20 protein-coding genes are annotated in these 26,315 nt (G+C 50.3%); 17 read left to right on the top strand and 3 right to left on the bottom strand.

Annotated elements, in window-relative coordinates:
- Window positions 1-136 precede the first annotated feature (136 nt).
- From M2277_RS02985 to M2277_RS02930, 12 genes are all read left to right on the top strand, one after another.
- A complete protein-coding gene (locus tag M2277_RS02985) occupies window positions 137-1,039 on the top strand; it encodes a LysR family transcriptional regulator (protein ID WP_036641496.1) in 903 nt (300 codons plus the stop codon).
- A 373-nt stretch (window positions 1,040-1,412) separates the two neighbouring features.
- Complete coding sequence (locus tag M2277_RS02980) at window positions 1,413-2,603, top strand: glycine C-acetyltransferase (protein WP_063480255.1); 1,191 nt, start codon at window positions 1,413-1,415, stop codon at window positions 2,601-2,603.
- An 18-nt stretch (window positions 2,604-2,621) separates the two neighbouring features.
- Window positions 2,622-3,590 (top strand): NAD-dependent epimerase/dehydratase family protein, encoded by a 969-nt coding sequence (locus M2277_RS02975; RefSeq protein ID WP_063480254.1) that lies wholly within the window; start codon window positions 2,622-2,624, stop codon window positions 3,588-3,590.
- A gap of 33 nt (window positions 3,591-3,623) precedes the next feature.
- Window positions 3,624-4,193 carry a helix-turn-helix domain-containing protein gene (locus M2277_RS02970; protein WP_006211849.1) on the top strand — a complete coding sequence of 190 codons (570 nt, stop codon included), beginning with the start codon at window positions 3,624-3,626 and terminating at the stop codon, window positions 4,191-4,193.
- Between the two features lie 1,949 nt (window positions 4,194-6,142).
- Window positions 6,143-6,790, top strand: coding sequence for a TetR/AcrR family transcriptional regulator (locus M2277_RS02965; protein WP_006211778.1), 648 nt, complete (start codon window positions 6,143-6,145; stop codon window positions 6,788-6,790).
- A gap of 9 nt (window positions 6,791-6,799) precedes the next feature.
- Window positions 6,800-7,318 carry a DUF4188 domain-containing protein gene (locus M2277_RS02960; RefSeq protein WP_280754092.1) on the top strand — a complete coding sequence of 173 codons (519 nt, stop codon included), beginning with the start codon at window positions 6,800-6,802 and terminating at the stop codon, window positions 7,316-7,318.
- 229 nt (window positions 7,319-7,547) lie between these two features.
- Entirely contained in the window at window positions 7,548-9,806 is a 2,259-nt protein-coding gene (locus M2277_RS02955) for a helix-turn-helix domain-containing protein (protein WP_280754091.1), read from the top strand.
- A 243-nt stretch (window positions 9,807-10,049) separates the two neighbouring features.
- Complete coding sequence (locus M2277_RS02950; protein ID WP_280754090.1) at window positions 10,050-11,018, top strand: ABC transporter permease; 969 nt, start codon at window positions 10,050-10,052, stop codon at window positions 11,016-11,018.
- Window positions 11,019-11,028: 10 nt separating this feature from the next.
- Complete coding sequence (locus M2277_RS02945; protein WP_280754089.1) at window positions 11,029-11,925, top strand: carbohydrate ABC transporter permease; 897 nt, start codon at window positions 11,029-11,031, stop codon at window positions 11,923-11,925.
- Between the two features lie 147 nt (window positions 11,926-12,072).
- Window positions 12,073-13,701: an ABC transporter substrate-binding protein gene (locus M2277_RS02940; RefSeq protein WP_280754088.1), complete on the top strand. Its 1,629-nt coding sequence runs from the start codon at window positions 12,073-12,075 to the stop codon at window positions 13,699-13,701.
- A gap of 22 nt (window positions 13,702-13,723) precedes the next feature.
- Complete coding sequence (locus tag M2277_RS02935; protein WP_036641519.1) at window positions 13,724-15,148, top strand: alpha-L-fucosidase; 1,425 nt, start codon at window positions 13,724-13,726, stop codon at window positions 15,146-15,148.
- Between the two features lie 127 nt (window positions 15,149-15,275).
- Window positions 15,276-16,940 carry a DUF4091 domain-containing protein gene (locus M2277_RS02930; RefSeq protein ID WP_280754087.1) on the top strand — a complete coding sequence of 555 codons (1,665 nt, stop codon included), beginning with the start codon at window positions 15,276-15,278 and terminating at the stop codon, window positions 16,938-16,940.
- A gap of 93 nt (window positions 16,941-17,033) precedes the next feature.
- On the opposite strand, the gene M2277_RS02925 is transcribed toward M2277_RS02930, so the two are convergent.
- Entirely contained in the window at window positions 17,034-18,320 is a 1,287-nt protein-coding gene (locus M2277_RS02925; protein ID WP_280754086.1) for an acyl-CoA thioesterase/bile acid-CoA:amino acid N-acyltransferase family protein, read from the bottom strand.
- Window positions 18,321-18,517: 197 nt separating this feature from the next.
- On the opposite strand from M2277_RS02925, the gene M2277_RS02920 reads away from it, so the two are divergent.
- Genes M2277_RS02920 through M2277_RS02910 form a run of 3 tightly spaced genes read left to right on the top strand, consistent with a single transcriptional unit; the run spans window position 18,518 to window position 22,157 of the window.
- Window positions 18,518-19,975 (top strand): aminotransferase-like domain-containing protein, encoded by a 1,458-nt coding sequence (locus M2277_RS02920; protein WP_280754085.1) that lies wholly within the window; start codon window positions 18,518-18,520, stop codon window positions 19,973-19,975.
- 48 nt (window positions 19,976-20,023) lie between these two features.
- Window positions 20,024-21,022: a D-alanine--D-alanine ligase gene (locus M2277_RS02915; RefSeq protein ID WP_063480247.1), complete on the top strand. Its 999-nt coding sequence runs from the start codon at window positions 20,024-20,026 to the stop codon at window positions 21,020-21,022.
- Window positions 20,949-22,157, top strand: a complete 1,209-nt coding sequence (locus tag M2277_RS02910; RefSeq protein WP_148246758.1) for an aminotransferase class I/II-fold pyridoxal phosphate-dependent enzyme — start codon at window positions 20,949-20,951, stop codon at window positions 22,155-22,157. Before M2277_RS02915 ends, M2277_RS02910 begins: the two co-directional genes overlap by 74 nt.
- Here M2277_RS02910 and M2277_RS02905 read toward each other — a convergent pair.
- Window positions 22,143-23,048, bottom strand: a complete 906-nt coding sequence (locus M2277_RS02905) for an AraC family transcriptional regulator (RefSeq protein ID WP_036641525.1) — start codon at window positions 23,046-23,048, stop codon at window positions 22,143-22,145. The genes M2277_RS02910 and M2277_RS02905 overlap by 15 nt on opposite strands.
- 258 nt (window positions 23,049-23,306) lie before the next feature.
- On the opposite strand from M2277_RS02905, the gene M2277_RS02900 reads away from it, so the two are divergent.
- Complete coding sequence (locus M2277_RS02900; protein WP_006211765.1) at window positions 23,307-24,194, top strand: sugar phosphate isomerase/epimerase family protein; 888 nt, start codon at window positions 23,307-23,309, stop codon at window positions 24,192-24,194.
- Between the two features lie 24 nt (window positions 24,195-24,218).
- Window positions 24,219-25,250 carry a Gfo/Idh/MocA family protein gene (locus M2277_RS02895; RefSeq protein ID WP_036641528.1) on the top strand — a complete coding sequence of 344 codons (1,032 nt, stop codon included), beginning with the start codon at window positions 24,219-24,221 and terminating at the stop codon, window positions 25,248-25,250.
- 148 nt (window positions 25,251-25,398) lie between these two features.
- On the opposite strand, the gene M2277_RS02890 is transcribed toward M2277_RS02895, so the two are convergent.
- Window positions 25,399-26,295, bottom strand: a complete 897-nt coding sequence (locus M2277_RS02890; RefSeq protein WP_006211763.1) for a sugar phosphate isomerase/epimerase family protein — start codon at window positions 26,293-26,295, stop codon at window positions 25,399-25,401.
- Window positions 26,296-26,315 lie beyond the last annotated feature (20 nt).

Genomic DNA, 26,315 nt, shown 5'->3' with positions numbered 1-26,315 from the left:
CTAATGGGCTTGTATAAGGTGAGCGATTCAGGTAATGAATCAGATTCCTTCATGCTGTAGACTGTATAATAGAGATATAGAAACATGAACGACCAGCTTCATAGAGAAGCGTGAAGTTTTGATGAGGGGGATCACATTGACCTTACAACAATTAAAATACGCCATCGAGGTAGCCAACCGTGGTTCCATGAATGAGGCGGCCAAACGATTATTTATTTCCCAGCCCAGCCTGTCCAATGCGATAAAGGATCTGGAAGAGGAACTGCGCATCACGATCTTCGAGCGAACCAATAAAGGCATCTCACTGTCCAAAGAGGGAGCCGAGTTTCTGGGTTATGCACGGCAAGTAGTAGAACAGGCGGAGCTTCTGGAAGGGCGTTACCTGAACGCCAAGCCGTCCCCGCAGCATTTTTCCGTATCGACCCAGCACTATGCATTCGCGGTGAACGCCTTTGTAAACCTCGTTCAGGAATACGGTCAGGATGAATACGAATTGGCTCTGCGGGAGACGAAGACCTACGAAATCATTCAGGACGTCAAAACGCTGCGCAGTGAAATCGGCATTCTCTATCTCAATGAATTCAACGCGAAGGTAATCAATAAGCTGCTGAAGGACGCGGGCTTGCAGTTCACCAGCTTGTTTACCGCGAAGCCGCATATTTTTATAAGCATCAACAATCCGCTCGCCAAGCAGTCCATCGTCACGATTGATGAGCTGCAGAATTATCCGTATCTGTCCTTCGAGCAGGGGGAGTATAATTCATTTCATTTCTCCGAGGAGATCCTCAGCACACTGTCGCACAAAAAGAGCATCCGGGTCAATGACCGCGCGACGCTGTTCAATCTGCTGATCGGGCTGAACGGTTATACCATCTCCACCGGGGTGCTAAGTGCAGACCTGAACGGGAATGAGATTATTCCGGTTCCGCTCGATTGTGATGAGACGATCAAGGTGGGCTGGATCAGCCATAAAAATGCATCGCTGTCCAAGCTGGCAACAGCTTATGTGGAGGCGCTCCATCAAGCGATAACAACTTGATTTTGCACGATATAGCTTCTTACTATAACTGGCTATAGTTTATTGGATTTACTATAGAGCAGCATCCATATGGTATACCTATCTTAACAGAGAGATTATTTTCGGGTGAGGTAGAGAAACCATAGAGGCAGAAAAAACTGAGTTTTAATTAAAGAAATAGCAGACCAGATCTGAAAATCGTAATGATTTATTGCCCCTTCAAGTTAATCATAGGCAGATGTTTTCCTATGAATGCTGAAGGGATTTTTTTTACCGAAAAATCTAATATAGCATATTTATGTGCGGGATATTGCATAGGTGTGACTTTTTGCATACAATGGAATGGTAAATGTTATGTACGTTTCAGAACTTCGGATCCACGGGAGGAATTTATATGGCCAGCAACTCGTTAAGCGCTTTCTTACAGGATAATCTAACAGAACTCAAGCAGCAAGGACTTTATAATACCATCCAGCCTCTTGAAAGTCCGAATGGTCCGATTATTACTATTCAGGGCCGTGAATTTGTGAATTTATCTTCCAATAACTATCTTGGTCTAGCAAATGATGAGCGACTGAAGGAAGCTGCAATTCAGGCAACAACCGATTTCGGAACCGGAAGCGGGGCAGTTCGCTCCATCAACGGAACACTTGCGCTTCATATTGAACTTGAAGAGAAGCTTGCTCAATTCAAAGGAACGGAAGCGGTGCTTACGTATCAATCCGGTTTCAATTGTAATATGGCGGCGATCTCAGCGGTGATGGGAGCAGGAGATGCTATCCTGTCGGATGAATTGAACCATGCCTCCATCATTGACGGCTGTCGCTTGACCAAGGCGAAGGTGATTCGTTTTAACCACTCGGATATGGACGATTTGCGTTCAAAAGCAAAAGAAGCGAGAGAGTCCGGGTTATACAGCAAAATTATGGTTATTACGGATGGTGTATTCTCGATGGATGGCGACATTGCAAAGCTTCCTGAAATCGTGGAAATCGCCGAAAGCTATGATCTGATCACTTATGTGGATGATGCGCACGGCTCGGGTGTTCTTGGCGGCGGTGCCGGTACAGTGAAGCATTTTGGGTTGTCGGATAGAGTGGATTTTCAGATTGGAACCTTGTCCAAGGCAGTTGGTGTTGTCGGAGGGTATGTTGCAGGATCCCGTGATTTGGTGGATTGGCTCAAGGTCCGCAGTCGGCCGTTCCTGTTTTCAACAGCGCTGCCCCCAGGCAGCATAGCGGCCTGCATTACGGCCATCGACATCCTGCAGAACAGCAAAGAGCTTCAAATGAAGCTTTGGGAGAATACCCGGTATCTGCAAGAAGGACTCAAGGATCTTGGCTACTCTGTCGGACGGACGGAAACCCCAATTACACCGTGCATCATTGGAGATGAAGCAACGACACAGAAATTCAGCACAAGATTGTACGAAGAAGGCGTGTATGCCAAAGCGATTGTATTCCCGACGGTGCCAAAGGGCACGGGAAGAGTTCGCAACATGCCGACCGCTATCCATACACAGGAGATGCTGGATCGTGCACTTTCGGCATATGAAACCATCGGACGCGAACTGGGTCTGATCTAACTTAAGGGGGCACGAACAATGAAACGAATTATGGTAACGGGTGCACTCGGTCAGATTGGTTCAGACCTGGTAGCAACATTGCGGCAGATTTACGGCGAAGAGGCGGTTCTTGCAACAGACATACGACAGATCCAGCATGAAACGTTACAGTCAGGACCTTTCCGAATACTGGATGTGACCGATCATCATGCATTTCACGAGGCGGCTCAAGCGCATCGGGCCGATACGATCATTCATCTCGCAGCCCTGTTGTCGGCTAAAGCCGAATCCAATCCGGCGCTTGCCTGGAACTTGAACATGGGCGGACTGTTAAGTGCCCTGGAGACGGCTCGCGCATTATCTTGCCAATTCTTTACGCCTAGCTCTATCGCGGCATTCGGGGCAGATACCCCAAAAAGCGCAACACCGCAAGACACCCTGCAGCGTCCGCACACGATGTATGGAGTCAGCAAGGTGTCAGGTGAACTACTGTGTGACTACTATTATCACAAATATGGAGTGGACACCCGGGGGTTGCGTTTTCCGGGACTGATCTCCCACTCCGCGCCTCCGGGAGGAGGTACCACGGATTATGCGGTTGAGATGTTTGGTGCCGCCATCCATAAAGGCAGCTATATCTCCTACATTAATCAAGGGACGTACCTTGATATGATGTATATGCCGGATGCGATTCGGGCTGTCATTGCATTAATGGAGGCCGATCCGGCAAAATTAAAGCACCGCAATGCCTTCAACGTAACGGCGATGAGTGTCGATCCTGAAGGTATTGCGGCCAGTATCCGCCGTCATATACCGAATTTTAGCCTTGGCTATGAGGTGGATCCTGTCCGCCAAGCGATTGCAAACGAGTGGCCGGATTCAATCGATGCAACTGCAGCACGCGAAGAATGGGGTTTTGATGTACAATATGATTTGAACCATATGACCGATGATATGGTGTCAAAGCTTATGGAGAAGTCGCAGGCTGATCAAAGCAAGATCAGTTAACGGCTTAGCATCAGAAGGAGGATATTGTTACACTTGGAACCCATTCATAAAAAGGTAGGGAGAAATCTGCAAGCCATTCGTAAATCCCGAGGCCTCAGCCTCGATAACGTAGCCGAGTTGACCGGCGTAAGCAAAGCCATGCTGGGACAGATCGAGCGCGGTGATTCCAACCCAACGATCTCCGTGCTGTGGCGTATCGTTAGCGGTCTTGGCATTTCATTCACCACACTCATTGAAGAGACGGAAACCGAGGTGACCGTGGTATCTCCGGATGACCTGGAGCCTTTTCACGAGGCAGAGGGCGCGTACCGGGTGTACCCGCTGTTCTCTTACAACCTGCGCACTAAATTCGAGTCGTATATGGTTATGATGGATCCGGGCTGCGACCATGGATCTGAAGCACATAATGAAGGTGTGGAGGAGTATATTTTTGTCCACCAGGGAGAGTTGGAACTCTGGCGCGAAGACGAGAGCTATACCGTTCCTGCCGGAAGTTCCGTTCACTTCTCTGCCAACCGGCCGCATCGTTACGTCAATCCAGGCAAAGAGACAACGAAGTTCTACACCATTATTTTCTACGCGGACGCCGCAGCCCGGGGATGATCACCACGTGCTGCTTGGGGTAGCCGTTCCTTCGGGGGCGGTGAATGACCAAGCGGACCCGCAGGGTGCTGTTCAACCTTTTGGTGGCTCAACTGGTAGGCGAGTATCCGGGCATGTTGCTGGGTCAGGATAGTGGACGAGTGTCCGGGTAGCGTGATGGGTCAGAAGGTAGGCAATTGTCCGAGCAGTGCGCGGGGGTAGCAGGTAATCGGATGTCTCCAGCAGTTTAGCGGACCCAGGATACCCTATTTCCTGGAAAAAGAGGTTTCGGCGGATGTAATGGACACGAGAGCCGTTATTCTCTATAACAGACGTCATTTTGGTCGCTTTCAAGCTGAATAGCGGCTGTGGAGTCCGTTAGAAAGTGTGATGGGCATAAATCGGGTGAATAACGTACCTGAGGTCCGTTAAGCCTCGGAGCTGTGCTCATCCACTGGCGTCAAGGTGACTACCGTGGCAGCAGCGGTTGCCAACAGTGGCTGGAACCGCCGAATCTTGAGAATTTTCGAGAATTATAAAGGCACCTGTTTGTGCCATACCAAAAATGTACTGAGGTAAGTACAGGAATATGTCCTGAACTTGCCTTTTTGTTTGTTCTTAAGCATTCCCATTCAACGTGTTTCCCGCCTTCACCAAGCGAGTGGTCCAAGCAGCGTGCGGGTTCAGAAGGTAATCGAGTGGTCCAAGTAGCGTGCTGGGATCAGAAGATAGACGAGTGTTGAAGTAGCGTGCTGGGTTAGAAGATTGACGAGTGTTCAAGCAGTTTGCTGGATCAGATAAGGTAATCGAGTGTCCTAGCAGTGCGTGGGGGCAGCAGGTAATTGAGTGACTCCAGTAGTTTAACGGACCCAGGATACCCTATTTCCTGAAAAAAGGGGTTTCGGCGAATCCAATGGACATGAGAGCCGTTATTCTCTATAACAGACGACTTTTTGGCCGTTTTCAAGCTGAATAGCGGCTGTGGAGTCCGTTAGATAGTCGGATGGGCATAAATCGGGTGAATAACGTACCTGAGGTCCGTTAAGCCTCGGTGGTATGTGCATCCACCGTCGTCAAGGTGACTACCGTGGGCAGCAACGGTTGCCAACAGTGGCTGGAACCGCCGAATCTTGAGAATTTTCGAGAATTATAAAGGCACCTGTTTGTGCCATATCAAAAATGTACCGAGGTAAGTACAGGAATATGTCCTGAACTTGCCTTTTTGTTTGTTTTAAGCATTCCCATTCAACGCGTTTCCCGCTTCACCAAGGGAGTGGTCTAAGCAGCGTGCGGGTTCAGAAGGTAATCGAGTGTTGAAGTAGCGTGCTGGGTTAGAAGGTAATCGAGCGTTCAAGCAGTGTGTTGGGTTAGAAGGCAAGCGAGTGGTCCAAGCAGCGTGCGGGTTCAGAAGGTAATTGAGTGTTGAAGTAGCGTGCTGGGTTAGAAGGTAATCGAGCGTTCAAGCAGTGTGTTGGGTTAGAAGGCAAGCGAGTGGTCCAAGCAGCGTGCTGGGATCAGAAGGTAATTAAGTGACGGAGCAGCGTGCTGGGATCAGAAGGTAATCAAGTGTCGGAGCAGTGTGCTGGATCAGATAAGGTAATTGAGTGTCCGAGCAGTGCGCGGGGGCAGCAGGTAATCGGATGACTCCAGCAGTTTAGCGGACTGAGGACACCCTATTTCCTGGAAAAAGGGGTTTCGGCGAATCTATCGGACATGAGAGCCGTTATTCTCTATAACAGACGACTTTTTGGTCGCTTTCAAGCCGAATAGCGGCTGTGGAGTCCGTTAGAAAGTGTGATGGACATAAATCGGGTGAATAACGTACCTCAGGTCCGTTAAGCCCCGGTGGTATGAACATCGACACTTCTGCTGGCACATTAAGCAAATAGCCCCTCTCACTTTACTTTGACAAAATAAATTAACTTATGTTAATTTATTTACATATGTTAATCTAAAAGGTGGTGCGAGCATTGACAACACATTCAGATATCCCATTAAGAGAATTAAAAAAAGCCAAAAACAAAATCACGCTGTATGAAGCGGGATTGTCCCTGATGCAGGGGCGGATGTTCAGCCAAGTCATGCTGGAGGACATCTGCCGGAGGGCAGAGCTATCAAAGGTTACCTTTTTCAAGTTCTACCAGCGCAAAGAGGATATCCTGGTTTATTTCATGCGGATATGGCTGACCGAGCGGATCATTGAGATTGAGACGGAAGGTAAAAAGGGATTTCAGGCATTTCGCCATCTGTTGTCCCAGGTGGCGAAGGAACATCAGGTGAGGCCGGGGATGATGCCGAGCCTGATCTCCTTTCTGGCCGAGCAGAACATGCAGCCCAGCATGCCTGAGCTTAGCCCGGCGGAGGTGACGCTGCTCTTTCCCGGCCAAGAGGAAGCCGGTAGCTTATCGCCCAATATGTACGAATTGTTCCAGCAATTCATGAAGGAAGAAGCCCAGGCCGGTAACCTCAATAAAGCCTTGACCTTGGAGCAGGCCGTGCAGATAGGTTTCACGGTTTTTTACGGCGCATTTCTAACGGCACAGCTGTACAATTCAACAGACATAGAACGTTTTTACGAGACCCATCTGGGCCTGCTGGAAACGAAAAAAGAGGAGTGATACACACGTATGAGCAAGGTAATCCCAGGGCGTTATACCGCACACATAGATGGACCCTTCGTTGTATTTGTGATCGGGATGCGGATTAATAAATGGTGGTCGGTGCATAAATGGCTGCCTGTGGTGAACGCCATGTCCCCCATGATTCAGGAGCTGTACCGGAACAAAGAGGAGCTTGGATTTTTGGATGGCACTTTTCATTTGTCGTGGCGGGGAGTGACCCTCATTCAATATTGGAGAAGTTTCGAACACCTGGAGCATTATGCCCGTCATGGAGCCAAACATCTGACCGCCTGGAGGGACTTCAACCGCAAGGTTGGAACGGGTGGGGACGTTGGTATTTTTCACGAATCCTATCTCATCGATCAAGGTCAATACGAATGTGTATATAACAATATGCCGAGGTTCGGTCTGTCGAAAGCCGGAGCCCATGTTCCAGCAACGGGACGCAGGGAAACGGCAAGCCGGCGGCTGGGCCGCGAGGGAGAACCCGCTGTGCCCACTCCTCCCAATCCTCCCAATCCGTAGTCTCCGAATATCGGCGGTGGGCGGATCCTCTGAATTACCACACAGCTAAGGGTAAGGATAAATACCATAGGATTAAGATCCAGTCCATGCTATGCAAGTAGTGATGCTTTAGATGTGTTTTTCATGACTTGTCCAAAAAAGTGTTGGTAAACCCCGGGCGTTCTTCTATGATGAAATTACTTCCAATCGATGAATCGGATTAGGAATTCTATCACTCAGGGGGATGCCTATGGGAAGAAAAGCGTGGTTTTACCGACAGCTTTTATCGTATATGCCGGTCTTCTTTATCGTGATTTCCTTTGTGTTTTTTGTATTTTTCCAAATGCTCGGCGAACAGTCGCGGCAAGGCGCGATTCAGGCCAATGAGATGATGATTCAGCAGGCGATGCGCTCGGTGGATAATTCGCTGAAAGCGATTGACCAGATGCTGGTGCAGGAACTGTTATTCAACCCGGATATGTCCGAGTTTTTCAATCATGAGGATCAGGATAATGTTTATTTAAACATGCAGGCGCTGAAGGCGATGAAGCAGTTCAAGGTCTCCAACCCGCTCGTGGATTCTATGGTGCTTGTTCGGGCACAGGACGAGTTTGTCTTAAGCACTTCATCCACCTTCAAATTACAGGATTATGCTGATTATAGCTTTCTCAGGCCCTATTTAAGTCAGGCCAACAGCGAAGCCAAATGGAGTGGCGTCAGGGATTTTCATGAATTCAGCTTTCATAACGCATCGAAGGTGCTGACCCTTGTACGTGAAGCGCCCTTCGTTACGCATGGCAAAGGCATCATAACGATTAATATCAAGGCAGATGCCATACATCAAATGATACTCAGCATGGTTAATCCCGAGGTGAGTTTTATTCATGTGTTGGATGCGGCAGGTTATGCCATGAATGCAAGCTCCTCCGCCTCGGAGGATGGGGAAATGGTCTCCCGTGCGGTGTCTCCGTATACCAATTGGGTTTATGAGGGAGGATTAACCCGGGGCAAGATGGCGGATTTCGTCAGCCAACTATACAATGTATGGTTTATGGTCGGCCTACTCATGTGCGCAGCCGGTATCGTCTGGATTATATGGGTGACCCGTAGAAATTATAAACCCATTGAGGCCATCGTGTCCCGGATTCAGAAATATTCGCAGTCCAAGACAAGCTCCTTGCTCCATGGCAGTAAACAGGATGAATTTGCTTTTATCGAATCTGCGCTGGAGAGCATTCTGGAGCAGTCGAACAGCTTCCAACAGCAGCATCGGGAGGATTTGCATCTGCGAAAAGCGTATTTGTTTCAGCAGTTGATGGAAGGGCAGTACCCGTCCAGCCTGGAGCAATGGAACGTGCAGCACGATGTCATGGGATTGCCTGACTTGTCCAAACCGCTAACGGTTCAAGTGATCGAGATCGACAAATACACACTGTTCTGCGATCAATACCTGCAGCAGGACCAATATTTGATGAAGTTTGCCCTGAAAAGCGCAGTCCAGGAAATTGCTGCAGGACAGGGAGCGGTCATATGGACAGAATGGATATCTGCCTCCAAGCTGGGCGTCATAACGGAAGCACGGGAGCAGAACGCTGAACAGCAGATGGTTGCGCTGTTTGAGCATGCCCGCCTGTGGACGGAAGAGTATCTTAAACTGACCATTACAATTGGCATTGGGGAGATAGCGGAGCGGTACACGGACATCACGGAGTCCTACGAGCAGGCACTTACCGCATTGAAGTACAAAATGATCCTCGGCGAGAACCGAATCATTCATTATACACAAGTAACCGGCGAGGAGCGGGGCCATGCCTTTGATTTTCTGAACCTGATCCGGTCCATGGCTCAATCTTTCCGGCTTGTTAACGGGGAGTGGCAGGCGAAATACGATACCCTCATCCATAACATTGAACAGAATATGCTGGACCGGGACGGCGTGGTGAGTTTGGCCGATTACATGATGTATTCGCTGGGCCGGGAAATGTCGTGCATGGCCAAAGAGTTTCAGGATTTGTGGATACAGGAGGGACAGCCGGCCTTAAGGAGGGCTCTTCAATCTTCCGAGACGCTGGAGCAGCTGGAGCATAGCTATGGGGAAGCTTTATCCAGCCTGTTCAAGAGGATGTCAGCCCTGATGCAAGGGCGCAATCATGCGGATGCGATTTTGAAAATACGCTTGTTTATGGAGCAGAACTCGAGCAACCCGGACCTATCACTCCATTATTTGAGCGAACGCTTCGATATAAACTGGAAGACGCTGAGCAAGCTGTTTCGCGAGGAGACTGGACAGAAATTTGTGGATTATTTAATCGAGCTGCGGATGAATCATGCCCGGAAACTGCTTCAAGAGACATTGCTTCCCGTGCAGGATATAGCCACCGAAGTCGGATATTCGAATGCCATCTCGTTTGGGCGGATGTTCAAAAAAATGACGGGAATGTCGCCGGGTGACTACCGGGAGCAAGCGGCTTCAGACACTCGGACTACGGGTGCCGACCGTTCGATCTAACCCTTCTAATACATGACCTTGCCATATAGAAAGTCCTGCGGATTTTGCGTCCTGCCGGGCTTTTTTGCTATAACGCGAGATTGGTTTAGTGGAGAAAAAGGTTTATCGCTCGACGTTACATGTATGGATTGTGCTGCGTCTCTTTTAGCGGAAATACGTTGATCCGGAGAATCTTGTTTATTGAACGGGGCGAGGCGTTCCCCCTAAACTTGAGGTCATCACGAAGCGAAGGAGGGTGACCTGATGGCTCGTATGAGCAAAGTCATGACATTACCTGCAGGTGCATCTGCACCACCGAACAAGCCCGTAAACCGAACGAAGAAGAAGCTGATGAGGCACTGGCAGTTTTACCTGCTGATATTCTTCCCGCTGCTCTATATCATCCTCTTCAAATACGTTCCGATGTTCGGCGTCTTGATTGCGTTTAAGGAATACAACGTGGTGCAAGGCATATTCGGCAGCCCCTGGATCGGTTTCGATTATTTCAGTCAGCTGTTTGAGGCACCGTTCTTCTGGCAGTATGTCCGCAACACGCTGGAAATCTCCCTGTACGGTCTCCTAGTCGGTTTCCCTGCCCCCATTCTGTTGGCGTTGGCGCTGAATGAGATCAGGAACGGCCGATTCAAGAAAACCGTCCAGATGGTTACCTACGCCCCATACTTCATATCAACAGTTGTGATCGTCTCCATTCTGATTGTGAATCTCTCGCCGAATACCGGGCTGATGAGCAATTTATACCGGGCGTTGGGGCTTGAGACTGTGGATTTCCTGGGCGTTCCAGGGCTGTTCAAATCGATTTATGTCTGGTCTGATGTATGGCAGTTCACCGGATATGGCGCCATCATCTATATTGCGGCCTTGGCTGGAGTTAACCCCGATTTGTATGAGGCAGCAAGGGTGGATGGTGCAACCCGCCTCCAAAAAATCATCCATATCGATATTCCCAGCTTGGTTCCCGTCATCGTCATCCTGTTGATTCTGAATCTTGGCAACCTGATGAGCCTCGGCTTTGAGAAGATTTATCTCATGCAAAATCCGCTCAATCAGAATACGTCCGAGGTCATCTCCACTTATGTATACAAGGTCGGATTGCTTGGAGCAAACTTCAGTTTCTCGGCCGCAATCGGCTTGTTCAACTCGTTGATCAATTTTATTTTGCTGGTTATTGTCAATTACGTATCCCGAAGAGTCTCATCCACAAGTCTATGGTAGGAGGAATCGCATGAGCAGAACCACAGTACGGGAGTCCGCTGCAGACCGGATATTTCTTGGCATCGTATATTTGTTCTTATCCATCATTCTGATCGTTATTCTGTTTCCGCTGCTGCATATTGTAAGCGCATCCTTCAGTTCTCCTTCGGCAGTATCCTCTGGCAAGGTGTGGCTGTGGCCCGTGGATGTTACGCTAATGGGGTATAAAGCTGTATTTCAGAATTCCAACATTCTGATCGGGTTTGGCAACTCCTTGTTCTATGCTGTCGTCGGCACAGTGGTTAATGTTGCGTTCACGGTGATGCTTGCTTATCCGCTGGCCCGAAAGACGTTTTACATTCGAAATATGGTGATGATGCTGCTGGTGTTCACGATGTTTTTCGACGGGGGATTGATTCCTAACTATTTGCTCGTGAAGTCGCTGGGCATGCTCGATACGCGCTGGGCCATGATTATACCGGGTGCGCTGGCCGTATTTCAGGTCATCATTGCCAGAACCTTTTTTCAGACCACCATTCCAGAGGAACTGGCCGAGGCTGCGGAGATGGATGGGAGCAGCGACATTACCTTTTTTATTAAAATCGTCCTGCCGCTTTCCAAGCCGATCCTGGCTGTGCTCGCACTTATGTATGCGGTCGGTCATTGGAATTCTTATTTCAACGCCTTGATTTATCTCAAGGACAGCAGCCTGTTTCCGCTTCAGATATTCCTGAGGGACATTTTGATTCTGAATTCCGTCAGCTCGGAGATGGTGACCAATGTGAATGAGCTTCTGGCTCGTGAGGGACTGAAGGACTTGCTGAAATATTCGCTGATTGTGGTTGCAAGCGCGCCGGTGTTGATCATCTATCCGTTTGTGCAGAAGTATTTTGTCAAGGGTGTCATGATCGGCTCCCTGAAAGGATGAACCTTAGTTAACCGGATGTTATAGAGGGGGTGAGGCCGACATTGCAGAATAGGGTATTTCTGATGTTCAGACAAACCTGGGGGTTGTTGCTAAAGCGGTTTCATACAAGATCAATGGGCGGGTATTCCATATTAAGGAGGAATTGATTTGAGAAGGTTCACTGGATTATGTTTAAGTCTGATTCTGGCCGTTGTACTGGTACTATCAGCTTGCGGTAAGGCGAGTGAAACAGGAACTGAAGGTTCGGCAAGTTCCTCGGCGTCAGGCGCACCCGTTGAATTATCGGTGTTTGCTCCTCAGACAGCGGGAATTGAAAGTCTGGATGTCAATCCGTTCTCCAAGCATATTGAAGATAAGCTGGGCATTACATTTAAATGGAATACAACGCCCGACGCGGTATTCAACGATAAGAAACTGTTGATGCTGGCAAGCGGGGATTATCCGGCCCTCATCATGAATGCCGGCATATCCAAGGCGGATCAGATCAAATATGGCATGCAGGGGGCTTTCATTCCGTTAAATGACTTAATTGACCAGCACGCACCCAACATCAAAAAAGCGCTGGAGGAAGTTTCCTATTTAAAACCGGCCATAACTGCGCCGGACGGGAATATTTATGCACTTCCGAAGGTGAATGAGTGCCTGCACTGCACATATGGTCAGCGGATGTGGGTCAATACGACCTGGCTTGATAAGTTGGGGCTGGAGATGCCCACAACAACCGATGAGTTCTATGAAGTGCTGAAAGCCTTCAAGGAGCAGGATCCGAATGGCAATGGCAAGGCGGATGAAATTCCGATGACAACCTCCCTTGATGTGTGGGGTGGAGGTGTAGATGCTTTTTTGATGAATGCCTTCATCTACAATAACGGCACAACCTATTTAAGTGTCAAGGATGGCAGGGTGATCTTGTCCGCGGCTGAGCCCGAATGGAAGGAAGGGCTGAAGTACCTCCGCAAGCTATACAGCGAAGGACTGATCGACAAGGGAGCCTTTACGCAAAATGGGGATGCCGTGAAGCAGCTCGGGAACAAAACGGACAATGTAGTCGGTACCGTTGGGTACGCACTGATCAGCAGTGTGCTGGAACCGACGGAAGCGAAGCCGCGTCATAAGGAATACGATGTCGTGCCTCCGCTGAAAGGTCCGGGCGGGGTACAGCTTGCAGGGTACAGCGTAGGTGCTGGTGACGGATCGTTTGTCATTACAAACAAAGCGACAGAGGAGCAGCGGGTGGCAGCGATTAAGCTGGCGGATTACCTGTTCTCCGAGGAAGGCACTGTGATGACCTCGTGGGGCTTTGAAGGAGACGGCTGGCGGAAGGCGGAGTCCGGGGCTCTCGATTACAATGGCAAGCCAGCCGTATACGAAGCGCTGAAACGGGATGTGCCCGATGGATCGCTTGACGTGACCTGGTGGCAGCTCGGCACGATGTTGATGGTGAACTCGCTTCGGGAATCCTTTGTGGCACCGGCGGATCCGCTCGGCAACGGAGCCTATGAATATCGCCTATGGCTTGCCGCGAAGAAATACGAGCCATTTGCGAAGCCGGATGCGGTCTACCCGACGGACGTATTTATCGATCCCGCCGATGCAACCTTTATCGCTCAGATTCAGAAGACTATTCAAGATTACGTGAAATCGAACCTGGCCCAATTCGTGACCGGCAGTAAGGATATTGAGAAGGATTGGGATGCATATGTTAGCGGGTTTAAAGGACTGCAGCTGGATAAGTATCTGGAAATTCACCAGAAGGCATTAGACAACCAAGGATAGATAGGAATGGGAGGTTTATCGCGTGCACAATTTCATTGAATACGCTGCCAACATTAAGCCCTCGGAGCGCCAACTGGCCGTACAGGAGATGGAGTTTTATGCTTTCTTTCATTTTACAATCAATACGTTCACGGATATGGAATGGGGCACCGGAAAAGAGGATCCCGCATGGTTTAATCCCGAGCAGCTGGATGCTGACCAGTGGGTTGAAGCCTGTATCAGTGCCGGCATGCGCGGCTTGATCCTCACATGCAAGCATCATGACGGGTTCTGTCTCTGGCCAAGCCGCTATACGGAGCATACCGTGAGGAACAGCCCTTGGCGAAGCGGGCTCGGCGATGTGGTGAAGGAGGTTGCCGATGCTTGCAGAAGAGGCGGAATCAAATTCGGGATTTACCTGTCCCCTTGGGATCGGCATGAACCGTCATATGGAGATTCAGCGCGATACAATCAATTCTTCCTGAATCAATTACGAGAGCTGCTGACCGGCTATGGCGATCTATTCTGCGTCTGGTTTGACGGTGCCTGCGGTGAAGGACCGAACGGCAAGCGTCAGGAATACGACTGGGAGGCGTATTACTCGCTGATTCGCGAGCTGCAGCCGAACGCCGCCATCTCGGTATGCGGGCCGGATATCCGCTGGTGCGGGAATGAGGCGGGACACTGCAGAGAATCCGAATGGAGCGTAGTTCCTTCGTCATTGCGCCAGAATGAAGCCATCCAGGAAAAATCGCAGCAAGCCGACGATCGGGAGTTTGCGCGCCGTTATGAGTCGGATGAAGAGGATCTGGGCAGCCGTGATGTCATTCAGGGCGAGCAGGAGCTGGTGTGGTATCCGGCTGAAGTCAACACGTCCATCCGTCCGGGGTGGTTCTACCATGCTTCCGAGGACGGTAAGGTTAGATCTCTGAAGGAACTGCTCCATATCTATTACGGATCGGTTGGCGGCAACGCGACTTTTCTGCTCAATATTCCGCCGGATACCCGGGGACTGGTTCATGAGCATGACATGCAGCGGCTGCGGGAGCTTGGAGATGCCATTCGCAATACGTTCAGGACCAATCTCGCAGCGGATGCGCATATAACGGCATCGGAAAGCAAGCAGGGATGGGACGCGCGTCATATGCTGGATGGCAGCAGAGATACGTATTGGAGTCCGGAGGACGGTACCGAGTATGCCGTGATTGAGCTGGACTTCGGACGTGAGATCGATTTCGATCATATTGTACTGGCTGAATACCGGTATGGACAACGAATCGAGAGGTTTGAGCTTGAATATATCGCAAATGGAACCTGGCATCCGATTCAATCCGGCACCGTTGTTGGTCACAAGCGCATCTGTCGATTTTCTGCCGTGCGTTCTCAGTATATTCGGCTGACCATTATGGAATCGAGATGGTGCCCGCGCCTGTCCAGCTTTGAAGTGTACAGGGGCGCTGGGGATTGATAGGCTGATTACGAAACCGAATCATATTTTTCCAAAAAAAGATTCGTTCACCTTCCGCTCCCTCCAGATTAGTGTAAGATGTATGTGAGACCAGACCTTACTCCACAGTAGAGAGGATGTATCGCGCATGAGCCAATCCGTAACGTTCCAGACCCGGCTTCTGAGCTCCTTGTCCAAAGTGTTTGCCGATGAAGAACTGTTGCAAGGTTCGTATAACAACGGGTCCGCATTTTGTAATGAGACGTTTTCGTTTCAGGTCGCTTACCGTTCCAATCGCTTGTTGAAAAACATCCGTGTCATGCTTCAGTCGGAGATAAGCCCGCACATTATCGTCCGTTCCGTTGGTCTGGTTCCATCAGAGCTGCCAGCGTACCATGATCATGACGAATTTGTCTTAAGATCCACGTCGGGCCTGTATCCGGACCCGCTGCTGCCCTTGACCGCAGAATCTGTTGTGACAGGATACCCGAACCAGTGGAGAAGTCTATGGATTACGGTGCAGCCTGAGGATGAGGTAAAGGGCGGTACATATGAAATAGGAATCCGCTTTGAAGCCGATTCGGGGGAGTCGCTTGGTGAAGAGGTCTTCACACTGGAAGTCATTCCGGCATTATTACCCGCCCAAACGCTGATTCATACAGAATGGTTTCATGCCGATTGTCTGGCTGCCTATTACGGTGTCGAGATTTTTAGTGAGCGTCACTGGGCCTTGATGGGACAATTTATGGGGACTGCTGCCCGGCATGGGATCAATATGATCCTTACGCCTTTGTTTACGCCTCCGCTGGATACGGAAGTGGGCGGGGAGCGTCCCACGGTACAACTGGTTGATGTGGCTGTTAGCGAAGATGGAACGTATGCGTTTGCATTCGATAAACTCGACCGCTGGGCGGACTTATGCGATGCTCATGGAATTCAATACCTGGAGTTCTCGCATCTCTTCACGCAATGGGGAGCCCGGCATGCGCCGAAGATTATGGGCAACGTGAACGGCAAGAGCGAGAAGCTGTTCTGGTGGGATACGGATGCGATGGGATCTTCGTACCATGCCTTCATCAGGCAATTCATTCCGGCGCTGATCGGCTGGATCGAAAGCCGGGGACTGAAACAGCGCTGCTATTTCCATGTATCCGACGAGCCGTCTGTCTCCCATCTGGAGGCATATGGTCATGCGAGCCGATTGATGAATGAACTGCTGCCGGATTATCCAATTATTGATGCCTTATCCGATATTTCGTTCTATGAGCAAGGACTGGTGAAGCGACCAATTCCAGGCAGCAACCACATCGAGCCTTTTCTGGACCAACAAGTAACGCCATTGTGGACCTATTATTGCTGTTCCCAGTACAAAGAGGTATCGAACCGCTTCTTCAATCTGCCGTCGGCAAGAAACCGGATTCTCGGCATTCAGCTGTATAAGTACAACATCGAGGGGTTCCTGCACTGGGGATACAACTTTTGGAACTCGCAATACTCGCGCCGCGCCATTGATCCATTCCAGGTGACGGATGCGGACGGCGGTTTTCCTTCCGGGGATGCTTTTGTGGTATACCCTGGCGAAGAAGGGCCTATCGAATCCATTCGGCTGAAGGTATTTCAGGAGGCACTGCAGGATTTGAGAGCGCTTCAGCTGCTCGAGACGCTGATCGGCCGAGAAGCCGTCATGCAGTCGCTGGAGGAAGGGCTGAAGGAGCCGATCACCTTTAAGTGCTACCCCAGGGATATGGAATGGCTGCTGTCGAAGCGGCAGTGGATGAATGAGGAGATCAAGGCGAATATGGTTGTGAAGTAAACGGGATGGCAAGTGCAGCTCCATCCAAACCCGTGTGAATATATTGAGAATGCCCCGCATTCACCGTTTAACGGTGAATGTGGGGCATTCGTTTTATGTACATAACCTCTGCTTAAAGAATTCGATCGTTTTTTTCCACGAGTCCACACTGGCTTCCGCAAGTTGCTGCTTGGTTCCCGGATCGGGGGAAATCGCACGCAAGTAAGGTATGCCGATGTAATGGCCTGCCCCATCATAGATTAGATGCTTGGATATCGCTGCTGGATCGTTTTGTGTTTTTCTCCGTAATCCTTGCTCCGATAGAGCAGCAGAATCCCAGCTTTCATCGGCTGATCCCGATATCATTAAGATTTCGCCGTTTATTTTTTCTAAAGGGATGGTTGCCCTCTCCAGCCATTCGATGTTAGCGGACAACCCGTCGTGCCATTTACGGAAAGGATTTCCCTTTTGGCTAATCCACATTTCTTTGCATTCATTCGCCAATTGGACTGGATTATCTGGCTGCAGATAGGGGAGCGGCTGGCCTTGGTAGGTCCATGCAGGTGGAAGCGTTGGATCATTACTCCATGGGACAATTCCGCTGAACGATACGGCTGATCCGTTCAAGGAGACAACGGCTGTGATTTCAGGAAACAAGGCGGCTGACCACAGAGCAAGTTCACTGCCCCTTGACGTACCGTGAATTCCGAATCCTCCTGCCTGAACTTCAGATCGCTTCTGCAGCCATTTTATGGCCGATTCAACGTATTCAAGTGGTATATCCCTTAGCTGCTTTTGGAGATTCTCCACGCCGAAATAGGCAAGCGCGAATACCGAGAATCCGTGCGAGGCCAGAAGGGCAGCAGTTTTCTCGTTCATTCCTCCCTCGGATCCGCCCACAACGATAATGCCGGGTCTGGGTTTCAAATCCTTGTTATAAAAAAAGTTCCCAATCAGACCTGCTTCCCGCACGGTTTGCTTCACAGTATCATTGCTTGTCCAATGGCGGGTTACAGCTTGATGTGCCACAATCTCATCATGAGTTTCCAACAGCATTAGCGAGGTTTGTGGCGACAGTTCATCACGAGTGTCGGGTTGATTATATTTTTCGTCCAGAACATGCGTCAGTGCATTCTTTACGGTAGGCTCCATGGACCAAAACAAGGCCATTTCATCCACGCCGCAGTATGTGCCATGGATGGGTGCTTGATGGTCCAGCTCTACTTTACCTTCAGGGTCTGCAACAAAACTCGCCTGTGAGGCTAAATATCGTTCCTCATTTATTTTTTTGATCAGATGGAATGTTACGGTTTCTTGCGGCTGCATCCCAGCGGCAGATATCTTTATAGGAGCATCTACCATGGAATGAGGATCACTGATTATAATTTTAGATCGGTTCACAAGCAACAATCGCCTCCTTATTTGAGTGAAGATGATATAGTTCTGCTTATCAACGTAAAAGTCCTTTTTTAACCCATAGAGGTGGTTGAGGGATTCATGGGCGATTAAGGCCAACCACGCCTTCGGCGAAAGAGGTCTGCTGTGGTTCTAGTGGTGCAGCTGAATTTATGCCATCATAGAGGCAAGGGGGTAATACGATGTATTTGGATTTCAAGTTTGCGGATGACCGTCCGGCGTATATTCAAGTCAAGGATTACATGAAGCGCTTGATGACAACCGGTGCGCTGCAAGCGGATCAGAAGCTTCCCTCCACGCGAGAGCTGAGTGCTTTACTTCGGGTTAGCCGTAATACGGTGCTCAGCGCTTACTCGGATTTGGAGGACGAAGGCTATATCTACGCGGTCAAAGGGCAGGGACATTTCGTTGTCCCGTCGGTAAGTGGGGTATCTGTACAGCTAGAAGGTAAGCGGCTGGATTGGGCTCCGCGTCTGAATGATTACGCCCGGCTCGCGGAAGAGAATGATCTGATGAAGCATGGCATCCGCGCCGAGAAGGGCGCCATATCTTTTACAAGCATCGCTCCCGATGAGAAGCTGTTTGATCTGCAAAATGTAAAGCGTGCATTTCTGGACCGGATGTCGCTTGAAGGGGAGGTTCTCCTTAACTACGGTTATGCCAAGGGTTATAAACCGCTCATCGATTATCTTCTCCGTTATATGGAGAACAAGGGCGTGAATATCCAGGGCAAGGATCTGCTTATCACAAGCGGTTTTACAGAAGCGCTGAGCCTGGTCTTATCGACCTTGAACCAGGGGCATGGACGCATTCTGTGTGAGAATCCAACCCACCATACAGCCATAAAAAATTTTAAAATGCACGGGTACGACATCACCGGCGTCGAGATGGAGCCGGACGGCATCAGCCTGACAGGGCTTGCACGCGAGCTGTCGAAGCGCCCTTACGATCTGGCGTACCTTGTGCCTTCCTATCATAATCCTACAGGAATTGTTATGTCTCACCAGAAGAGGCTTGAAGCTCTGCGATTGCTGAATGAGTATCAGATTCCCGTTATTGAAGATGGTTTCAATGAGGAGCTCCGTTATTCGGGCTCGCATATTGCCCCTCTCGTTGCATGTGCAGGGGGGGAGAACAACAGCGTGATCTATTTGGGCAGTTTCTCGAAAATTTTGTTCCCTGGCCTGCGCGTCGGTTGGGTGCTTGCCGACAAGACGCTGATTCATTATCTCGAAAGCGTGAAGCGTGCCCGCAGCATCCATACGTCGACGCTGGATCAATCCCTGCTCTATCAATATCTGTACAACGGCAACTTCGAGAAATATTTAAAAAGGGCCAAGGCGGAGTATAAGCGAAAATATGAGCTGGCGATCCGCTGCTGTGAGGAATGGATTCCGATGGAGCGCTTGTCCGGAGACGGTGGACTTCATCTGTTTGTTGAATTTGGTCCGGATTTCCGGACGCGGGAGCTGCTTGCTGCCTGCTCCGCCCAGGGCGTCGTATTCACGCCGGGTGATATTTTCCATACCGATGGCGGAGGTCATCACACGATGCGCCTCGGCTTCTCCCGCGTCTCGGACGAGAACATCGAGAAGGGGATCCGCATTATCGGTGAAACGGCGAGGAAGCTGCTCAACTAGCAGGGCAAAAAAGAGATCGGAAGAATAACAGTTTAGGAGGACAGCATCATGAAGGTTGGTGTCATCATGGGAGGCGTATCATCAGAAAGGGAGGTTTCGCTGGCTACCGGCAGGGAGATGCTCTCCCATCTGGATAAAAACCGCTACGAGGTTTGCCCGATCGAGATTGATGACAAACGCGAGCTGATCAGCAAAACCGAAGGCATCGACATCGCCCTGCTCGCGCTGCACGGCAAATACGGGGAGGACGGCACGGTGCAAGGCACGCTGGACTCTCTCGGGATACCGTACACCGGCAGCGATGTCCTGTCCAGCAGTGTCTGCATGGATAAAGATCTGAGCAAGAAGCTGCTGCGCTGCGAAGGTTTGTTTACCGCAGACTGGGTCGTGGTGGGCAGTATGCAGGAGCTGGCCGCCGCGGATGTGGAAGGGCTGGGCTTCCCCGTTGTTGTGAAGCCGAATGCAGGCGGGTCCAGCATTGGCACCCGGATTGTCCGTATCCAAGATGAGCTGGCATCCGCTGTCGAGGAGGCGCTCCAATGGGATCGCGCCGTGATGATTGAACAATTCATCGATGGTGAGGAGATCACTTGCCCGATCCTGAACGGGGAAATGCTTCCGATTGTGTCGATTAAACCGAACTCCGAATTTTTTGACTACACGTCCAAATATGTGGAAGGCGAAGCGGATGAGCAGGTGATCGAGCTGCCCCCCGAACTTCGGAAGGCAGTGAATGCGGCGGCGATTCAATGTTACAAGGCACTGAAGTGCAGTGTGTATGCCAGAATCGATATCATCCTGAAGGATAATATTCCTTATATTTTGGAGGTTAACACCCTCCCGGGTTTAACGCGGACCAGTCTGCTGCCAAGAAGCGCGGAAGCAGCGGGATATTCGTTCAGCAGTTTGCTCGATGCCATTATTGAATTCTCATTAACGGAACGAAAAAGCGAAAAACAAGGAGTAGAAGGATATGAATACAACGAGCAGCTTTATATCGCCGACTGTGCAAGATATGCCCCCATCCGGAATTCGACAGTTTTTTAATGCGGCCGAAGCGGACGATGATGTCATTTCTCTGGGCGTAGGTGAGCCGGATTTTGTGACACCTCAGTGTGCGATAGAAGCCTGCAAGCGCGCTTTGGAGCATGGGCGTACGATGTATACGCCAAACGAGGGTCTTCTGGAGTTAAGAGAAGCAATCGCGGAATACCTGCACAAGGGCTTTCAGCTGGAATATGAACCGTCACGAGAGGTTCTGGTCACCGTTGGCGGCAGTGAAGCGATTGATCTTGCTCTGCGGGCGCTCATCTCGCCGGGAGACGAAATCATCATTCCGGTACCCGGGTACATTGCCTATGCTCCGCTTGTTCAGCTGAATGGGGGGAATGTGGTAGAACTGGAGCTATCGGCAGAGGAGGGCTTCAAATTAACCGCGGATGAACTTCAGAAGGTAATTACACCCCGGACCAAAGCGATCGTTGTTAATTTTCCGACCAATCCGACAGGTGCCGTCATGACTTATGAGGATTGGCTCCCGATTGCCCGCCTGGCCGTTTCGCACAATTTGGTGGTCATCTCCGACGAGATGTACGCGGATCTTACCTATGGCCGCACACATACCAGCATCGCTTCACTGCCTGGAATGCGGGAACGCACCATTGTCATCAGCGGCTTCTCCAAAGCGTTTGCGATGACGGGCTGGCGTGTCGGCTACCTCTGCGGAGATCGGGACTTGGTGAGCGCCATGGTCAAGATTCATCAGTACACTGCCCTATGCGCACCCATCATGGGACAGATTGCCGCTATCGAATGTCTGCGGAACGGACTCGGGGATCGGGATGCCATGAAGCTGGCTTATGATGAACGCAGAAGGATGTTTGTACAGGGTCTGAGCGATATCGGCCTGACCTGCCGCGATCCGCAAGGTGCTTTCTATGCCTTTCCCAGCATTGCAGAAACCGGCCTTGGATCGCAGCAGTTCGCAGAGCGGCTGCTTCGGGAAGCGAAAGTCGCTGTTGTACCGGGTCATGTGTTCGGCGCTGGCGGCGAAGGTTTTATCCGCTGCTCGTATGCCGCTTCCTCCGCTCGGCTGACAGAAGCGCTTGATCGAATAGATCTTTGGCTTAGGGCACACTCATCCCGTGCAGTCCAGGACCTGCACATCCTACAGAATTCTTGAGAGTTTACGGTAATCCGTAGCGGTGATCCCCTCTAACCTGCGGAAAATCCGGCTGAAATAATGAATATCCGGGTATCCGACGCCTTCGCCAACCGCCTCGATCGAAATATCGGATTCCCGGAGGAGCCGCCTTGCTTCCCGGTGACGAACGGATTGCACAAATTCACTGGGTGGCATTCCGGCAAATCGTTTGAATAATTTCGCGGTATGATCGGCACTTAACATTAAATGCTCGGCTATTATTTTATTGCTCCAGTCTTTGGCTGGAGTTTTTTCGATTTGGCTCATCAGATCAATCAGTTTGGCATCATGCGGTGACGTTTCCGTCAGGGCCTGGAAAGGATGCGTCCGACACAATTGAACCAGCACGTCCAGCATCAGTCCTTTGCAGGCGAGTTCATATCCGGCAGGACGGTAGGTGAACTCTTCAACGATGCGTTCCATCATCTGAACACAAGGCAATGGAGGCGTGTAGATGGTCCGTGAGGACAGCGGAAGGAAAGCGGATGAAACCGCTTCTTGAGCAAATTTATCCGGAGCCAGCACGGATTCGTTCACAATCATGTCCGCTTCGGTCTGAATGTCCAGTTCATCAAAGAAATCAAAATGAATTCCCAAAAATCGCGCATCAGGCTCAGATATCACCTCATTCTGATGGTAAACACCGGAGGGCAGGAAAATGAGCTGCCCGGCTTCGATGACATACCGATTCCCGTTCATCGTTGTGGCGGCTGCGCCATGGCATACGTAGAGCAGCTCGAAATCGTACAATCTTCGCCTCGGGAGAGCCCCCGTCGCCATGCGTTGGAATTGAGCATAATGAATGCTGGGCGACCATTCCCGGAAGGACGCTTCACGCTTTATCGGGTAATCCGAGTTTGTATCGTTCATAGATAAATCACTCCAGAAAGGGATGAAATAAAATTTTTGAAGAGAACGGAATTGTCCAAATAATCACTTTTCTATCTAAATCATTTGATGGAATATTTATTTATTATATAAGTATTATTACATCCTGATGGTTTATTTACAACTTGACGGAAAAAGTCAAATGTTGCGTTACATGAATCTTTCAATTTATTTTCAAAGACTTCCATGTGAAAGCGGAAGCTGCATCAATCAACCTATTGATTTGAGGAGGGATTCGTCATGAAGAAAGGGATTAACATTTGGTCATTCCAAGGGGATGCGGCCATCTCCGACTGCATCCGATTGGCAAAAGAAGCTGGGTTTGACGGAATCGAATTGTCATTAAACCAAACGGGCGAGCTTGGGCTCCAAGCCGGTGATAAGGAAGTGCAGAACATCGCTGCACAGCTGAAAGACGCGGACCTGGAAATTGCAGGACTGGCAACAGGCCTTTATTGGGATTATCCAATGACAAGCGAAGACCCGGCTGTCCGTGAAAAAGCGATGGATGTTTGCAAGAAGCAGCTGGAACTGGCTGCCGCATTCGGCGTGGACGCCATTTTGGTTATCCCCGGCGCGGTCGGCGTCGATTTCATCCCTGGCTCCGCCGTGATTGATTACGAATATGCATACGATCGCGCTCAAGAATCCATTCGTAAGCTGGTGCCGTTTGCAGAGAGTGCCGGTGTTGCCATCGCGCTTGAGAATGTGTGGAACAAATTTCTGCTGTCGCCGCTGGAATTGCGAAATTTCATTGACGAGATCGGTTCCGATTATGTCGGCTCCTATTTTGACGTAGGGAATGTTGTTCATAACGGTTATCCCGAGCAGTGGATTCGGATTCTGGGTCAGCGGATCAAAAAAGTCCATTTCAAGGACTACCGCAGGCAAGCTGGCGGGCTGCACGGCTTTGTTGATTTGCTGGCAGGAGACGTTGATTACCCGGCCGTGGTGGAAGCGCTGCGTTTAATCGGCTATGACAACTATGTTACGGCAGAGATGATCCCGGCCTACACCCACTATTCGGAGCAGATCATTTTTAATACATCCAATGCAATGGATGCGATTCTCGGACGTACACCGTCATTGCGCCAGCCTGACGCGCGCCAGCGTCAAGGCCAATCATAATAAGGGATACGGAGGGAATATAGGATGCTGAAAATCGGAATATTGGGTTTTGGTTTCATGGGACGCATGCATTTCGACAATTATGTCCGTCTCATGGAAGAAGGTGCCGACATTAAGCTGGTTGCCATCTGCGATCTGCGTATCGATGAGCTGAAAGACAGCAAAGCCAATGGCAATATGGCCACTGAGCGTGATGTATATGATCTGGAGCCCTATCATCTCTACGATCATGTAGACAGTATGCTGGAGAATGAAGAGCTTGATATCGTGGACGTATGTCTGCCGACTTATTTACATGCGGATATGACCTGCATGCTGCTGGAGAAGGGGATTCACGTCATGTGTGAGAAGCCGATGGCAGGCAGTGCAGAAGAAGCCTGGCGCATGGTGAAAACAGCAGAGCGTACAGGCAAAACGTTGATGATCGGACAATGCCTGCGTTTCTGGCCCGCTTATGAATATTTAAAAGCCTGCGTGGAGGACGGACGATACGGAAGCATCGTAGCGGGGGAGTTCTTCCGCGGCTCCGAACCGCCGAAGGGCTGGTTCCTGGAAGGGGACAAAAGCGGTGGCTGCATCACCGACATGCATGTCCATGACGTGGATATGATCCACTGGCTGATGGGCAAGCCGGAACGGGTATCCACATTCGCCAAAACCATCATTGAAGGCAGCCTGTACGATATCGTGTCCACTCATTACAGCTATCCGGATGGTAAGGTGATTAACGCCCATGCGGACTGGACACTGAGCGGTGAACACGGATTCCATATGGGATACCGGGTGAATCTGGAGCAGGCTACGCTTGTGTTCCAGAATAATGAATTGAAGGTTTATCCTGAAGATGCTCCGGGCTTTACGGCTGAGCTGTCCGGTGATTCCGGTTACTATCGCGAACTCCAGTATTTCCTTGAGCATGTTGCACAAGGGACACCCGTAACGGTATGCACACCGGAAAGCGCTGCCGGATCACTGGAAATTATCGAGGCCGAGATCCGTTCCGCGAATGCGAACGGCTCCTTGGAGACATTGCCTGGGAAGCAGACCGTATCTTAACTAAGTTCATCAACATGGCATGAATAAAAAAAGCAGGCAGATCGGGAAATATCCTTGATCTGCCTGCTTTTGCATATGGAGCCCGCTGCGTGAGGCTCTTATTAGGCCCAGACCCGTTGCAGCGAGACTCTGTATGGTAATGAATCGGTTAGGCTCTGAACGTCTTCAGAAAATCTACGGCGAGTTTGATGTCAGCCTCCGGATTTGCTTTCACTTCGCGTTCGATCGTCAGATATCCGGTGTAGCCAATGTCTTTGAGGGCTTGCAGATATGCCGACCAGTTCACGCCGCCTTCGCCGAGCGGAACCTCACGGAACTTCTCGCCGGATTCTGCCATATCGGCGATTAAGTCATGGTCCAGCGGCGGCGCTTCGTATCCGAAATCGCCGTATACATCGCGAGGATCGATATAGTCGGCGAGCTTGATTCCGTCCTTCGCATGCGTATGGACGATATAATCCTTCAGGTTGTACACGCCCTGTACCGGATCATCCCCTGTAACCATGACCATATTTGCCGGGTCGAAGTTAACCGATACGCCGTTGGAACCCAAACCGTCGAGGAATGCCTTCAAGTGGGCGGAAGGCTCGGGGCCCGTCTCGATGGCAAAGAATGCGTTCATGGAATTTGCGAAGGTGCTGAGCTCCACGCAGGCATTGTGCATCGTTTCGTATACGCGGCCGTTGTGGTCCTGCGGAACGATACCGATATGGGTTGTGATAATATTCGTTCCAAGCTCCAAACCAAGCTCCATGATCCGTTTGGATTTTTCGATCTTGGCCGCATTTTCAGCAGGGTCCTGGAAGCCGTGTCCGCCAAGGTCACCCACGAGTGCGGAGATTTCAAGTCCGAGTGATTCGATATAATCCTTCAATTCTTTGCGAGCGGAAGCAGACAGGTTGGCTGGGTCCATTTCGCCATGAACGGCATAAATCTGAACACCATCGGCACCAACATCCCGAGCCTTGATAAGACCTTCTCTTACGCCAACACGAAAGCTGTCCACAATAACGCCAATTTTGTTAGGCATGATAGGCTTCGACATCGTTATATCCTCCTTATATC

The sequence above is a fragment of the Paenibacillus sp. LBL genome (genome assembly GCF_029893715.1).
GTDB classification, from domain to species: domain Bacteria; phylum Bacillota; class Bacilli; order Paenibacillales; family Paenibacillaceae; genus Paenibacillus_AQ; species Paenibacillus_AQ glucanolyticus.
The sequence above is the reverse complement of the archived record's forward strand: the minus strand, read 5'-3'. Positions and strand labels throughout refer to the sequence as shown.

What these genes read in the sequence shown, in the direction of transcription:
- M2277_RS02980 (WP_063480255.1), top strand. Translation starts at nt 1,413, where the DNA reads ATGGCCAGCAACTCGTTAAGCGCTTTCTTACAGGATAATCTAACAGAA.
- M2277_RS02975 (WP_063480254.1), top strand. Translation starts at nt 2,622, where the DNA reads ATGAAACGAATTATGGTAACGGGTGCACTCGGTCAGATTGGTTCAGAC.
- M2277_RS02960 (WP_280754092.1), top strand. Translation starts at nt 6,800, where the DNA reads ATGAGCAAGGTAATCCCAGGGCGTTATACCGCACACATAGATGGACCC.
- M2277_RS02955 (WP_280754091.1), top strand. Translation starts at nt 7,548, where the DNA reads ATGGGAAGAAAAGCGTGGTTTTACCGACAGCTTTTATCGTATATGCCG.
- M2277_RS02950 (WP_280754090.1), top strand. Translation starts at nt 10,050, where the DNA reads ATGGCTCGTATGAGCAAAGTCATGACATTACCTGCAGGTGCATCTGCA.
- M2277_RS02945 (WP_280754089.1), top strand. Translation starts at nt 11,029, where the DNA reads ATGAGCAGAACCACAGTACGGGAGTCCGCTGCAGACCGGATATTTCTT.
- M2277_RS02930 (WP_280754087.1), top strand. Translation starts at nt 15,276, where the DNA reads ATGAGCCAATCCGTAACGTTCCAGACCCGGCTTCTGAGCTCCTTGTCC.
- M2277_RS02920 (WP_280754085.1), top strand. Translation starts at nt 18,518, where the DNA reads ATGTATTTGGATTTCAAGTTTGCGGATGACCGTCCGGCGTATATTCAA.
- M2277_RS02915 (WP_063480247.1), top strand. Translation starts at nt 20,024, where the DNA reads ATGAAGGTTGGTGTCATCATGGGAGGCGTATCATCAGAAAGGGAGGTT.
- M2277_RS02910 (WP_148246758.1), top strand. Translation starts at nt 20,949, where the DNA reads ATGAATACAACGAGCAGCTTTATATCGCCGACTGTGCAAGATATGCCC.
- M2277_RS02905 (WP_036641525.1), bottom strand. Translation starts at nt 23,048, where the DNA reads ATGAACGATACAAACTCGGATTACCCGATAAAGCGTGAAGCGTCCTTC.
- M2277_RS02900 (WP_006211765.1), top strand. Translation starts at nt 23,307, where the DNA reads ATGAAGAAAGGGATTAACATTTGGTCATTCCAAGGGGATGCGGCCATC.
- M2277_RS02895 (WP_036641528.1), top strand. Translation starts at nt 24,219, where the DNA reads ATGCTGAAAATCGGAATATTGGGTTTTGGTTTCATGGGACGCATGCAT.
- M2277_RS02890 (WP_006211763.1), bottom strand. Translation starts at nt 26,295, where the DNA reads ATGTCGAAGCCTATCATGCCTAACAAAATTGGCGTTATTGTGGACAGC.